Origin of the sequence: Rhizobium sp. BT04, from assembly GCF_030053135.1 — a bacterium.
Classification (GTDB): domain Bacteria; phylum Pseudomonadota; class Alphaproteobacteria; order Rhizobiales; family Rhizobiaceae; genus Rhizobium; species Rhizobium binxianense.
Window position 1 is genome coordinate 1,436,807 of sequence record NZ_CP125652.1, and the last position, 13,774, is coordinate 1,450,580.

A 13,774-nucleotide genomic window follows, 5' to 3' on the forward strand; every position below is an offset into this window, starting at 1 on the left:
TTTTGCTTGAACGGACACTCACGCCGCCGCTTTCGGGCGAGATGCGGTGGCAAATCTCTGACGATGCGGGTTGGATGCCTATCGGCGCATCGACCATCGCAGGCCCATGACGGCCGCAATCCCGAGGATCGGCCATACCGCCCAGAACTGCCCCGTCCAGGTCAAAAGGTTGATACCGACAAGGCCGAGCGCCAGGATCGCCAGCAAGGTGATCTTGCGGTTGAACCGGCTCTGGTCGCGGTTCCAGGCGAGCGCCGCAACGACAGCAAGCGCAAGCACCGGAAAGCGCGCCCAGAAAACGCCCTGCCACGATAGAAGATTGATGCCGATTAGAACCGCGGCGACGACGCCGAGCACGCCGTACAGCTTGCGTCCGCCCGGTGCCTGCCTTGCCTCGGCCATATCGCCCGGCATAATCGGCTGCGGCTGCGGCTGCGGCTGCGGCTGCGGTCGCGTCGGACCGTATCCTCCGGCAGGCGGCGTCTCGTCCCTGGCATCGCCGATCTTCACCGCATAGCTCGGCACGCCTTCATCGACGTTCTTCACCATCAGCGGCCCGAGAAACTCGAAACCGACCGCCACCTTATTGCGGACCTGGTCGTAAACGGTGCTGGATATGACGATGCCGCCGGCCGCAGCCGAGGCCTGCAACCGTGCCGCAATATTGACGCCGTCGCCATAAAGATCGTCGCCTTCGACGATCACGTCGCCGAGATTGATGCCGATGCGAAAGAGCATGCGCCCGTCGGCCGGGCGGCGGGCGTTGAAGCCCGCCAGTTCGTTCTGGGTGTCGACGGCCGCGCGCACCGCTTCGACCACGCTCGGGAAATCGGCGATCAGCCCATCGCCCCAGGTATTGATGACGCGGCCGCCATGGCTTTCGATCAGCCGCCCCATCGCCTCCCGGCAGCGCTTCAGCGCCGCAAGCGTCCCCTCCTCGTCAGCCCCCATCAGCCGGGTATAGTCCTGCACGTCAGCACAGAAGATCGTCGTCAGCTTGCGCCGCGTGTCACTCATGGTCTCTCGTCTCCGCGCTATCGGTCCCGGAAAGATCGCTGCAAAGGTTGAAACTGGTCGATAGGAGATCGTAGGCGCTTGCAACGGCGGTAAGTTACTAAGCCTTTGTGTTCGTTGCCACCGATAATTGCTGATCGTCGACCCGCGTTTTCCGGGTATGCGAGGCGGCCGGGACGATTCAACTTCCTTCATTCGCCCAGTCATCGAGCTTCAAAGGCTCCGAAACGCGGGCAAAAGCCTGGTCGCGTGTAACGAGGGTTGCGGCAGTCGCGACGGCGTGGGCGGCAATCATCATCTCGAGGGACGCCAGAGCCACGCCTTTGGCTTCGCAAGCAGCGCGCAGATCGCCATAGGCTCGCGTGACGTCGTGATCCCAGGGGAGAACATCGACCCTGAGGAGGAATTGCCTGACCCGCTCGGATAGCGCCTTCGGATAGCCACGCTTGGCAAGACCGTAGAGCAACTCCCCTTCCGTGACCGATGAGATGACGATCTCGTCCATCGGAAGCGCCGCCAGCCTTTTAAGGATCTCCGGCCGATCGCCTTTGATGACATGGCTGGCGATATTGGTGTCGAGCATCCACGCCGTCCCTCCAGCCTTCGCAGGATCATGATCCTGCGAAGGCTGGCTGCGATCGGCCGGCCCCATGAAATCGTCCGGAACCTGATCTCTCCCATGGAGTTCGAAAAGGCCATCCCATGAATCCGGCTTGCGCGATAATATGACATCGCCGGTCTTCGGATCGCGACGAACGAACACCTCGCTCTCCTCGAAGCGGAACTCCGCAGGGAGCCGCACCGCCTGGCTGCGGCCGGTCGTAAAAATCTTGGCCGTTTTCGATGCCACGATAGCCTCCGCATTGCGATAGCTATCATGATACATACCGCCAGCAGGAAGCAAGCAAGACCTTCCCCGGCCCGCCATCGGCTCCCGAGCCTTCCAAATCCTACACTTCAAGAAAAACGCTGGATCACTGCACGATCTTGCGCGGGCTCGCCGTGTGTTCTCTCGCCACCGTGCTGGAACTGTCGATTTCCTGAAGCAAGACGTCGTAGCCCCAGAGATCGGCGAGATGTTGCAGGACAAGCTTCGTATCGTCTTCCTGGAGATAGCAGCCATTCACGACGATGTGCTGCAGCAACAGACGCCGGTCCCCGGCAAGGTCGACATCGACGATATCGATTGCCGGATCGGTCCAGCCGATATCGTATTCGCGAGAGAGCTGGCGGCGAATGCGGAGATAGCCGCGCTCGTTGTGAATCGCCGAAACGAGCACTCCCTCGGTCTGTTCCGGATCGTCGTAGAGATGGAACAGCCGCAGCTGCCGGATCAGGTTGGGGCTCAGGAACTGGCTGATGAAACTTTCGTCCCGGTAATTGGCCCAGACGTCACGCAGGACACCCATCGCATCGCCGCGTCCGGCGATATCGGGGAACCACGCGCGATCCTCTTCCGTCGGTGTCTTCACGATCCTCTCGATGTCCTGCATCATTGCAAAACCGAGCGCATAGGGATTGAAGCCCGAGAAGCGGCGGTCGTCGTAATTCGGCTGGAACACGACATTGGCATGCGACTTCAGGAATTCGAGGAAGTTGCCGTCGCTAATCTGTCCGCGTTCGTGCAGCCGGTTCATGATCTGGTAGTGGACGAACGTGGCGGTTCCCTCATTCATCACTTTGGTCTGCCGCTGGGGATGGAAATATTGCGCGACATGCCGGACGATGCGAAGGATTTCGCGCTGCCACGGCTGCAGCCGCGGCGCCGTCTTCTCGAGAAAATACAGGATGTTATCCTGCGGAAGGCCGAGGGCGGCGCGGCGCTTTTCGAGACCGATGTCGCCCGCCTTCTTGGCCTTGCCGACGGGAACCGTGCGCCACAGATCGTTGAACATCTGCTCTTCGTGGGCGCGGCGCTCTTGTAGCCGCTTCTCCTCCTGGCGCAGGTCGAGCGTGTTCTTGCCGGCATATCGATGCACCCCGTGCGACATCAGCGCATGCGCCGCGTCGAGCGTGCGCTCGACGGCCACCTCTCCATAACGTTCCTCGCAGCGTGAGATATAACCCTTGGCGAAATCGAGGTAATCGAGGATGCCTTCCGCGTCGGTCCAGAGCTTGAAGAGATAGTTGTTCTTGAAAAAGTGGTTATGGCCGAAAGCCGCATGTGCGATGACGAGCGTCTGCATCGTCGCCGTATTCTCCTCCATCAGGTAGGAGATGCAGGGCGAGCTGTTGATGACGATCTCATAGGCAAGGTCGCGCATGCCGCGGCGGTAGAAGGCTTCGTGATGGGCAAAGTGCTTGCCGAAGGACCAATGGCGGTAGAAGAGCGGCATGCCTGTGGAGGAATAGGCATCCAGCATCTGTTCGGAGGTGATGACTTCGATCTGGTTCGGGTAGACGTCGAGGCCGAGTTCACCGAGCGCGATTGCCTCGCAGGCGTCGTGGATCCGCTGCAGCGTTGAAAAGTCCCAATCGGCACCTTCGAACAGAAGCAGCTCTTTCGACCTCAGCATCGTGGTCATGGCGTTACCTTCGACTGGGCTTCACGTTTCTGGAAGAGATCGTGGAAAACCGGAAATATCTCGCTTCGCCGGCAGACCTTGCGTATCGAGAGCGGCAGCGGTTCGGACCGGATCCCGTCATAGAGCATCCAGAGAGGCGAACGGGATACCGAGGAATCGCCGCCTTCTTCCCCGACCTCGATATAGGCGAAATACTGGCACAGCGGCAAAATCTCGCGCACCAGCTGGCCGGTCAGGTTTCCGTCCGAATGGGCGTTGTCGCCGTCCGAGGCCTGGGCGCCATAGATGTTCCACTCAGCCGGATCGAAACGCGCCGCGATGATCGCCCGCATCGCAGCAAGGGCGCTGGATACCAATGTGCCGCCCGTTGCAGGACCGTAGAAGAAAGTTTCCTCGTCGACCTCCTCGGCCCTGTCGGTATGGCGGATGAAGACGATCTCCACTTTCTTGTAGCGCTTCGACAGGAAGAGATAGAGCAGCAGGTAGAACCGCTTCGCCAGGTCCTTCATGTGTTCCGACATGGAGCCGGACACGTCCATCAGGCAGAACATCACAGCCTTTGCCACGGGCTTCGGCTCGTTTTCGAAACGGCGATATCTGACGTCGAGCGGATCGATATAGGGAATGCGTCGGCTTTTATCCGTCAGGGATTTGAGTTTTGCCTCAAGCAGCAGGCGGCTCTCGTCGTCCTCGCATTCCTCGATCTGCCGCTGCAGCGCTTCGATCTCTTCGCGGCGCGGGCGGTGAAGCGCAACACGGCGCATCATCGCGAGCTTCGTCGTGCGACCGACGGCAATGTTGGACGGCGATCCGGAGACGGAATAGCCGGCCCGGAACGGCGTTTCCTCCTCGGTTTCGGCTAGCCGCCGCTTGGCAAGGTCCGGCAGTTCCAGATCGTCGAGGAACACGTCTAGGAATTCTTCGCGCGTCAGCACGAAACGGAAGCCGTCCTCACCGTCGCCTTCGCCCGCATCCTTGGGTTTCCCGCCCCGGCTCCCCGGCGGGCGAGGAAGGATGTCGCCTTCGACGAAGGCCCTGTTTCCAGGCAGGATGTGATCGCGGATGCCGCCGCCGCCCCGTCGCAAGTTCGGTTCGGCCATTCCATCGATCGGCAGGCTGATCTCCCCGCCGTCGAGCACGTCGCGGATGTTGCGGTTTTGCAGCGAGCGTTTCACCGCCTGCTGCACGGCGCCCTTCATGCGTCGAAGGAACCGCTGCCGATTTTCCAGACTTTTACCGCGCGGATTTAGCCGCCGGTCGACAATGTGCATAATGGCTCCGCATTAACTTGCCTGTTTGACGCGCATGTACCATTCCACAAGGCGTCGAACCTGCCTCTCGGTGTAACCCCGCGCGGCCATGCGCGAGACGAATTCGCTGTGCTTCTTTTCCGTTTCGGAATCCTTTTTCGACCCGAAGGAAATGACCGGCAAAAGATCCTCGACCTGCGAAAACATCCGCTTTTCGATGACTTCCCGGATTTTCTCGTAGCTGGTCCATGACGGATTCTTTCCGCCGTTGGCTGCCCGCGATCTCAAGCAGAACTTGACGATTTCGTTGCGGAAATCCTTCGGATTGGCGATTCCCGCCGGCTTTTCGATTTTCGTCAGTTCCTGATTGAGGAGCTCGCGGTCGAGAAGCTGACCGGTATCGGGATCCTTGAAGTCCACATCTTCGATCCAGGCATCGGCATAATCGACGTAGCGGTCGAACAGATTCTGTCCGTAGTCCGCATAGGATTCAAGATAGGCCTTCTGGATCTCATTGCCAATGAACTCTGCGTAACGCGGCGCAAGATCGGCCTTGATGAATTCCAGATAGCGCTTCTCGACGTCGTCGGAAAACTGCTCGCGGCGGATCGACTGCTCCAGCACATACATCAGGTGAACCGGATCGGCGCCGATATCCGTGGTGTCGTGGTTGAAGGTGGAAGCGAGCACCTTGAAGGCGAAGCGGGTCGATATGCCGTCCATGCCCTCGTCGATACCGGCAGCATCCCGGTATTCCTGAACGCTGCGGGCGCGCGGATCGGTTTCTTTCAGGCTCTCGCCGTCATAGGTGCGCATCTTCGAGAAGAACGTCGAATTCTCGTGCTTGCGCAGGCGTGAAAGCACGGAGAAGCGGGCAAGCATTTCGAGCGTCGCCGGGGCGCATGGCGCATTGGCGAGTTCCGATCCCTCGATCAGCTTCTCGTAGATCTTCTGCTCTTCCGTCACGCGCAGGCAATAGGGCACCTTGATCACGCAGATACGGTCGATGAAGGCCTCGTTGTTCTTGTTGGCCTTGAAGGTCTGCCATTCCGCTTCGTTCGAATGCGCCAGCACGATGCCCGAGAAGGGTATGGCGCCGATATTCTCGGAGCCGATATAGTTCCCCTCCTGCGTCGCGGTCAGCAGCGGATGCAGCATCTTGATCGGCGCCTTGAACATCTCGACGAATTCGAGGATGCCCTGGTTGGCGCGGTTGAGCCCACCGGAATAGCTGTAGGCATCGGGATCGTTCTGGGAATAGGTTTCCAGCTTGCGGATGTCGACCTTGCCGACCAGCGACGAGATATCCTGATTGTTCTCGTCTCCGGGCTCGGTCTTGGCGATGGCGATCTGGCGCAACCGCGAAGGCTGAACTCTGACGACACGGAAGCGGGAAATATCGCCGCCAAAGTCGTCGAGCCGCTTCAGGCACCAGGGGCTCATCAGCCCGTTCAGGCGCCGCAGCGGGATGCCGTATTGCTCCTGGAGCAGCGACCCCATCGTCTCAGGATCGAAGAGGTTGAGCGGACTTTCGAAAACGGGGCTGATCTCGTCGCCCGCCTTCAGCACATAGATCGGATGAACTTCCATCAAGAGCTTCAACCGCTCCGCCAGCGACGACTTGCCGCCACCGACCGGGCCGAGCAGGTAGAGGATCTGCTTGCGCTCCTCCAGCCCCTGCGCGGCATGACGGAAGAAGGAAACGATGCGTTCAATCGTCTCTTCCATGCCGTGGAAGCCGGCAAAGGCCGGATAGATCCGAATGGTCCTGTTCATGAAGATGCGGCCGAGGCGCGCATCCCTCGCGGTGTCGACCATCTGCGGCTCGCCTATCGCGGCGAGCAGGCGCTCCGTCGCATTGGCATAGGCGATCGGGTCTTTTTTGCAGAGATCGAGATACTCCTGCACCGACATATCGGTTTCGCGGCGCGCTTCGTAACTGCGCGTAAACGCATCAAATACGGATCCGTTCAGCATGGGCCCTCCAGTAAGGTTATGCCGCAGGCTCAAAGTCTATAACCATCGAGATGGCTACGACGTTCCTAAGAATCAATAATTTCGCAGGTATATTCGACGCTCACCGGCCGTTTCTTGCAACGCACAAAAACGTGCATGCACCGGTTATTTTTACTCTACGAAACTGTTTCTCATGATAGTTGAAAAAAGCACCATTGCGGTATCAGCACATTTCGCGACGTGACAGAAAGATGAAAAGGGTGTGCAATGTCGCCCGTGATTCGAACTCTCGAAAAATCGACGATTGGCAACCAAATCTGCGCAAAGTCGATGCTGGACAGCATGTGCCGATCCGCCCCTGACAGATGGAATCGGGCACATCCCGGCCGCCGCCAATTCGTGCGCCCGCCGACCCGATTCAGCCATTGAACGCCTTTTCCAGCGCAGCGACATCGATCTTGACCATGCCGAGCATCACCTCGGTCACGCGCTTCGCCCGTTCACGGTCGCTGTCGGCGATCATTTCGGAAAGAATACGCGGAACGATCTGCCAGGAAAGACCCCAGCGATCCCTAAGCCAGCCGCAGGCCTCCGGCGCGCCGCCATTGGCGAGGAATGCCCCCCATATCCGATCGATCTCGGCCTGGTTTTCCACAAGAATCGCGATCGAGAAGGAATGGTTGAAGCTGTCGAGCGGGCCGGCCTTCATCGCCAGGAAGGCCTGGTCGCCAAGCGTGAACTCGATCAGCTCGACGCTGCCGGGAGGCCCGCTCGGCGTTTCCGCCGGCAATATAGTGGTGCGGTCGATCTTGGAATTCGGAATGATCGACACGTAGAATGCGACGGCTTCGCGGGCTTCCTCCGCAAACCACAGATTTGAAACGACCTTCGGCATGAACAGCCTCCTTGTTGATGGTTGATCCGGACGTTGTCCCATGATCCAAGGACGGCCGACGTGGATCGGCTCCGACAGGCTGCATCAGGTTTTTTCAGCCGCCTCCGCTCTATGGACGTCACAGCCGCGACTTCCGAGCCTGGGGAAACCCCTTGGGATTGCGGCAGTTCGGGAATGAAAGCAGAACATCTTTTCTGGTCTTTCCTTCCCGAATCACTACATTACGCGCCATGAGCAATAGTTTCGACGATATTCCCTTTTTCGACGAAGAGCCGGGCGAGATGGCGCGCAAGCCGCAGCCTCCTGCCCCCCCCGCCGGAAGAGCGCCCGCCGGTGGCGGCATTGCTGCGCGCGCCATGGCGGCCCGTGACGGCGGCAAGCGGCCGGATTATCTCGCCGGGCTGAACCCGGAACAGACCGAAGCCGTCGAAACGCTGGAAGGCCCGGTGCTCGTGCTTGCCGGCGCCGGCACGGGCAAGACGCGGGTGCTGACCACCCGCATCGCCCATATCCTCAATACAGGCCGCGCCTTTCCCTCGCAGATTCTCGCCGTCACCTTCACCAACAAGGCGGCCCGCGAGATGAAGGAGCGCATCGCGCTGCTCGTCGGCGGCGCCGTCGAAGGCATGCCCTGGCTCGGCACTTTCCACTCGATCGGCGTCAAGCTGCTGCGCCGCCACGGCGAACTCGTCGGGCTGCGTTCCGATTTCACCATTCTCGATACCGACGACGTCGTCCGCCTGATCAAGCAGCTGATCCAGGCCGAAGGCCTCGACGACAAGCGCTGGCCAGCCAAGCAGTTCGCCGGCATGATCGACACCTGGAAAAACAAGGGGCTCGGCCCCGCCGATATTCCCGAGGGCGACGCCCGCGCCTTTGCCAATGGCCGCGGCCGCGATCTCTATTTTGCCTATCAGGCGCGCCTGACGACACTGAACGCCTGCGACTTCGGCGACCTGCTGATGCATCCGATCGCGATCTTCCGCAAGAATCCGGATCTCCTGAAGGAATATCACGGCCGCTTCCGCTATATCCTCGTCGACGAGTACCAGGACACCAACACCGCCCAATATATGTGGCTGAGGCTGCTGGCCCAGCGCGCCAAGGGCGAGCCGCAGAACGTCTGCTGTGTCGGTGACGACGACCAGTCGATCTATGGCTGGCGCGGCGCCGAGGTCGACAATATCCTGCGCTTCGAGAAGGACTTCCCCGGCGCCAAGGTTATCAAGCTCGAGCGCAACTACCGCTCGACCGAACATATCCTCGGCGCTGCCGCCCATCTGATCGCCCATAATGAAGGCCGGCTTGGCAAGACGCTGTTCACCGATCGCTCCGATCCCGACGACGTCAAGGTGCAGGTCCACGCCTCCTGGGATTCGGAGGAGGAAGCGCGCGCCATCGGCGAGGAGATCGAGCAACTCCAGCGGAACAAGCATCTCTTGAACGACATGGCGATCCTCGTGCGCGCCTCCTTCCAGATGCGCGAGTTCGAAGACCGCTTCGTCACCCTCGGGCTCAATTACCGCGTCATCGGCGGCCCGCGCTTCTACGAGCGCTTGGAAATCCGCGATGCTATGGCCTATTTCCGGCTGGTCGCTCAAGCCTCCGACGATCTCGCCTTCGAACGCATCATCAACACGCCGAAGCGCGGCCTCGGCGATACGACGGTGCGCGCGCTGCACGACTATGCGCGCGCCCGCGATATCCCTATGCTTGCCGCCGCCGCCGACATCATCGAAACCGACGAGCTGAAGCCGAAGGCGCGCAAAGCCCTCTTCGATGTGATACAATCTTTCCGCCGATGGCAGGAACTGCTTGAAAACACACCCCATACCGAACTTGCCGAGCAGATCCTCGAAGAGTCCGGCTATACCGACATGTGGAAGAACGACAAGAGCGCCGAAGCCCCCGGCCGCCTCGAAAACTTGAAGGAACTCATCCGCTCGATGGAAAGCTTCGAGTCGATGCGCGGCTTCCTCGAACACGTCTCCCTCGTCATGGATGCCGAGACTAACGAGAACCTCGACGCCGTTTCGATCATGACGCTGCACTCGGCCAAGGGCCTGGAATTCGACACCGTCTTCCTACCCGGCTGGGAAGAAGGCCTCTTCCCGCACCAGCGCTCGCTGGATGAGAGCGGCCGCGCCGGCCTGGAGGAAGAACGCCGCCTCGCCTATGTCGGCATCACCCGCGCCAAGCATCGCTGCCACATCTGGTTCGTCTCCAACCGCCGCATCCACGGCCTCTGGCAATCGACCCTGCCCTCGCGTTTCCTCGACGAACTGCCGGAAACTCATGTCGAGGTCGCCGAGATGGAGCAGAGCTACGGCGGTTACGGCCGCGGCGGCTACGGCCAGTCGCGCTTCGACAAGGCCGAACCCTTCGCCAATTCCTATTCCACGCCCGGCTGGAAACGCGCCCAGGCCAACAAGACCGACGCCACCCGCGACAATTGGGGCAGCCGCTCCGGCCATGCGGTCGAACGCATCGGCTACGGCGAAAGCGGCCCGAAAGGGCGCACGATCGAAGGCGAGCTGGTGGCGAAATCGACCTCGTCGGAACCGTCGAGGTTCACCCTCGGCGACCGCGTGTTCCACCTGAAATTCGGCAACGGCAACATCACCGGCATCGAAGGTAACAAGCTGACGATCGAGTTCGACCGTGCGGGGCAGAAGCGCGTCTTGGACGGGTTCGTCGAGCGCGTGTGATATCAGGCGGCCGGCATGCAGGCCTCGCCTCCTAAACCTTCACCCGAGCATCCGCATGCTTCCGAGACCAAGAATATCATTCATCAGAGCGATGCCCATTCCCGCGGCGACGATGCTCAATCCGATCAGGAAGAGCCGCCGCGATCGATCATATTTGACGGCAAGCAGCGAGTCGCGCGCCAAAAGATCGGCAAACACCTTCACCTGAATGACGATGCCGACGGTCAGGAAGGACATCGGCAGCAGGTCGATGCGGCTCCAGTCATTGGGATTGGAGACCCAAAGACTGATGAAGTTGAGGGAAAAACCGAGAATGATCCCGGTCGCCGTCAGCGATCCGTTGCGGAACGTCGCATCGATCTTTTCGTCTGGCCCGGGCTCGGACATTGCTTCTCTTCCCGCTTCTGAGGCAAGAAAGGCAGAAATCGCGGCCGCGAGCAAGATCGATCCGGCATCGCCTGCCGAGCAGATGGACGAAATGCCGCAGCAGCACGAAGCAGGCCGCATCCGCCGCCGCTCGTTCCGCCAGCCGCGCCGGCGCGATCTCATCCGATAAACGGCATAATTCGCGCGCGCCAGAACATACCGGCGTTCATAAAATCCAATATTTTCAATGAAATGATTTTGGTAACCGAAAGGTTAACGTGCGTTGCCCCGCCTCGTCAATCGCACTTCTTCCCTGTCAAAACGTCGCTTTGACGCTTTCCGCAAATCAGCTTAGCCCGGAGGCTGCCCACCCATGAAAGGCGGGTTTCACGACGAACTTTTCGAAGGAGGTTCAAGTGACCAGTGTTTCATCTCTCGGCAGCACATTGACCCAGTACCAGTCTCCGCTTTCCAGCCTCGACAAAAATGGCGACGGCGTGATTTCGCCGGACGAACTCGCCGCCGCTTCGCAGTCCCCGACAGCAAGCACGGCCTCGACCGGCGACAGCGACGACAAGAGCAGCGATATCGTCAAGAAGATCACCGCCGACATCCTATCGCTGATGCTGTCCCTGCAGAAGACCGACGGCAGCGATGATCAGAGTGAGGGCAGCGATCAGAGCGGCGACTCTTCCAAGGGCGTCTTCGCCTCGATGGATACGAATGGCGACGGCAAGTTGACCGAGTCCGAATTCCTCGCCGCCGATACGAGCAGCATCAAAACGTCAGGCGACAGCGATCCGCTCCTCACCAAGGTGTTGAGCGATATGCAGACGGCCCTTCAGGCCTACCACAATACCTACGGCTCTTCCGCTGTGGCGGCCGATACGGCAACCGACGACGTGGCTGCGGCCTGACCGGCTGAGATGAGGCTCCGCCGGGGGAGCCTCGATCCATCGATCTGCGAAAAGCGCCTTGTCGGGCAGCCGAGTTTGACTGCGATCGCCGCCTCTGCCGGCTGGCATCTACCCGCGACCCCGCATCATTGCCGTCCATTTCAACACGAGAACCTCCGGATTCTCTCAATGATTGCATTAGGATATGCTTTTTCAGCCGCTTGCTACCGCTGGCGCCAGAATTAGCACTTGCATGTGCGCTCCCGGAAATTCACTAGTTGATGCGTTCAATGTGCTTGGCGTCTTACACTGAAATAAGCGAAGGGATTGGCCTTGATGAAAGCGCTGCTGCTCGTCGATATTCAGAATGGCTTTTGCCCGGGCGGCAATCTGCCGGTGCCGGATGGCGACAAAGTGGTTCCCATCGCCAACAGCCTGATCGACAGCGGCAAATACGACCTGATCGTCGCCTCGCAGGACTGGCATCCGCCTGGCCATGGCAGCTTCGCCTCTGCCCATCCGGGTGCCGTTCCCTTCGAGATCGGCGAACTCTCGGGCAAGCCGCAAATGATGTGGCCCGACCACTGCGTTCAGGGAACGCTTGATGCCGAATTGCATCCCGCGCTCAAATCCGAAGAGATCGACCTGATCCAGCAGAAGGGCGAGCATCCCCATATCGACAGCTATTCGGCCTTCCGCGACAATGACCGCGATGCCTCGACAGGCCTGTCCGATTTCCTCACCGACCAGGGCGTCACCGATCTCGATATCTGTGGGCTGGCGACCGATTATTGCGTCAAGTTCTCCGCGCTCGACGCATTGGAGATGATGCCCGATGTCCGCGTACGCTTCATCAAGGATGCAAGCCGCGGCATCACCCCCGAAGGCGTCGCCGCCGCGATTGAGGAGATGCGGGCGCACGGCATCGCGATCGTCGATAGCGCTGAGGTCCTGGCCGGCTGATTCACGAAAACAATGACTTAAAGCGCATTGCATGAATCAAATTCTACGTCCCGTCGCAGGGAATGCTGTAACCTATGCAGCAGTGCCCTTGTTCTTCTCCTCGCGCTCCAACAGATAGATGTCTTCCGCCAGGTCCTCCATCTTCCTGAGAAGGGCGGCATGCGCATCGCGAAGACCCTGATTGTAATAATGGGCGCCGATCTCGTCTGCGAAGAAATCGAGCAGGAACTCCGCCGGCAGCGCGCCAATCGGCTGGTCGAGCTCCGCCTCGAAATAGCGGCGGATGCTTGAAACGATCGCCGCCTTCGCTTCCTTGGAAAATTCGATCTTCTTCATGGTTTCCTCTTGGCCGAATGCGCTCGGGATTTTGATGGTTCAGCGAAATCGATTGGTCAATCAAGGAAATTCAATTGCCGTTGCAAGCCATAGACCATAAGGGAAACCTGAATTCCAACTGGACAAGATCGCATGAATCGCGCCGACTTTGTTGAAGGTTTGCGGGGCGGCTTTGCCGTTGCGCTGGCATCGGCGCCCTTTGGCGCCCTGTTCGGAGCGCTCGCCGTCGAAAACGGCATGTCGCTCTCCGAGGCCGCCTTCATGAGCGCCACCGTCTATGCCGGCGCCAGCCAGATGGTCGGCATCGAACTCTTCGGCCATAATGTCCATGCCTGGCTGATCGTGCTGTCGATCCTCGCCGTCAATTTCCGCCATGTGCTCTATTCGGCGGCGATGGCCCGCTATATCGGCCAGTTCACGCCGGTCCAGAAATTCTTCACCTTCTTCCTGCTCGTCGATCCGCAATTTGCCGCAGCGGTGAAACGCGGCGAGTCCGGCCTGCCGGTGAGCTTCGCTTGGTATTTCGGCTTCGCCATTATCATCTACGTCCCCTGGATACTGACCAGCGTCGCCGGCGGTTTGCTCGGCGGTTTCATCGGCGATCCCAAGGCGATCGGCCTGGATATCCTGCTGCCGGCCTATTTCCTCGGCATCGTCCTTGGTTTCCGCAAGCGCGACAGTTTTCTGCCCGTGGCGCTCGTCAGCGCCGTGGCCTCCGTGCTCGCCTATCGCTATGTCGGCTCGCCCTGGCATGTCAGCCTGGGTGCGGCCGCCGGCATCGTGCTTGCCGCCCTGCTGCCATTGCCGCCGCAAGCGCCTGATCTCGAAGCCGGCGCCCTGCAATCCGAAGTGCACGAGGTCTGAG

Annotated in this window: 12 protein-coding genes and 1 pseudogene; 4 read left to right on the forward strand and 9 right to left on the reverse strand. The window is 60.1% G+C overall.

Translation table 11 applies throughout. The features are described 5' to 3' along the window. Positions 1-78 precede the first annotated feature (78 nt). The 7 genes and pseudogenes from QMO82_RS15635 to QMO82_RS15665 form a co-directional block, all read right to left on the reverse strand. Complete coding sequence (locus QMO82_RS15635) at positions 79-1,017, reverse strand: adenylate/guanylate cyclase domain-containing protein (protein ID WP_183608224.1); 939 nt, start codon at positions 1,015-1,017, stop codon at positions 79-81. A gap of 178 nt (positions 1,018-1,195) precedes the next feature. Continuing rightward, a complete protein-coding gene (locus QMO82_RS15640) occupies positions 1,196-1,597 on the reverse strand; it encodes a type II toxin-antitoxin system VapC family toxin (RefSeq protein WP_210305768.1) in 402 nt (133 codons plus the stop codon). 7 nt (positions 1,598-1,604) lie between these two features. Further along, a pseudogene (locus QMO82_RS33830) lies at positions 1,605-1,864 on the reverse strand (antitoxin); the annotation flags it as partial. A 124-nt stretch (positions 1,865-1,988) separates the two neighbouring features. Continuing rightward, on the reverse strand, positions 1,989-3,539 hold the full coding sequence (locus QMO82_RS15650) for a SpoVR family protein (RefSeq protein WP_183608223.1): 1,551 nt from the start codon (positions 3,537-3,539) through the stop codon (positions 1,989-1,991). After that, positions 3,536-4,810: a YeaH/YhbH family protein gene (locus QMO82_RS15655; RefSeq protein ID WP_183608222.1), complete on the reverse strand. Its 1,275-nt coding sequence runs from the start codon at positions 4,808-4,810 to the stop codon at positions 3,536-3,538. The genes QMO82_RS15650 and QMO82_RS15655 overlap by 4 nt, the downstream gene beginning before the upstream one ends. A gap of 12 nt (positions 4,811-4,822) precedes the next feature. After that, positions 4,823-6,766: a PrkA family serine protein kinase gene (locus QMO82_RS15660; protein ID WP_183608221.1), complete on the reverse strand. Its 1,944-nt coding sequence runs from the start codon at positions 6,764-6,766 to the stop codon at positions 4,823-4,825. Between the two features lie 397 nt (positions 6,767-7,163). Continuing rightward, positions 7,164-7,640, reverse strand: coding sequence for a VOC family protein (locus tag QMO82_RS15665; protein ID WP_183608220.1), 477 nt, complete (start codon positions 7,638-7,640; stop codon positions 7,164-7,166). Positions 7,641-7,870: 230 nt separating this feature from the next. Here QMO82_RS15665 and QMO82_RS15670 point away from each other — a divergent pair, with 230 nt between their 5' ends. Beyond that, positions 7,871-10,348, forward strand: coding sequence for an ATP-dependent helicase (locus tag QMO82_RS15670; RefSeq protein ID WP_183608219.1), 2,478 nt, complete (start codon positions 7,871-7,873; stop codon positions 10,346-10,348). Between the two features lie 39 nt (positions 10,349-10,387). Here the strand turns inward: QMO82_RS15670 and QMO82_RS15675 are convergent, their stop codons facing one another. Beyond that, complete coding sequence (locus QMO82_RS15675) at positions 10,388-10,735, reverse strand: hypothetical protein (RefSeq protein ID WP_183608218.1); 348 nt, start codon at positions 10,733-10,735, stop codon at positions 10,388-10,390. 395 nt (positions 10,736-11,130) lie between these two features. On the opposite strand from QMO82_RS15675, the gene QMO82_RS15680 reads away from it, so the two are divergent. Together QMO82_RS15680 and pncA are read left to right on the forward strand one after the other, a co-directional pair. After that, positions 11,131-11,631 (forward strand): EF-hand domain-containing protein, encoded by a 501-nt coding sequence (locus QMO82_RS15680; RefSeq protein WP_183608217.1) that lies wholly within the window; start codon positions 11,131-11,133, stop codon positions 11,629-11,631. A 315-nt stretch (positions 11,632-11,946) separates the two neighbouring features. Next, complete coding sequence (gene pncA, locus QMO82_RS15685) at positions 11,947-12,573, forward strand: bifunctional nicotinamidase/pyrazinamidase (protein WP_183608216.1); 627 nt, start codon at positions 11,947-11,949, stop codon at positions 12,571-12,573. 72 nt (positions 12,574-12,645) lie between these two features. Here the strand turns inward: pncA and QMO82_RS15690 are convergent, their stop codons facing one another. Continuing rightward, the gene (locus QMO82_RS15690; protein ID WP_183608215.1) at positions 12,646-12,909 is read right to left on the reverse strand and encodes a DUF2164 domain-containing protein; all 264 of its coding nucleotides are present in this window, start codon (positions 12,907-12,909) and stop codon (positions 12,646-12,648) included. Positions 12,910-13,041: 132 nt separating this feature from the next. Here QMO82_RS15690 and QMO82_RS15695 point away from each other — a divergent pair, with 132 nt between their 5' ends. After that, entirely contained in the window at positions 13,042-13,773 is a 732-nt protein-coding gene (locus tag QMO82_RS15695; protein ID WP_183608214.1) for an AzlC family ABC transporter permease, read from the forward strand. The last annotated feature ends 1 nt before the right edge of the window (position 13,774 follow it).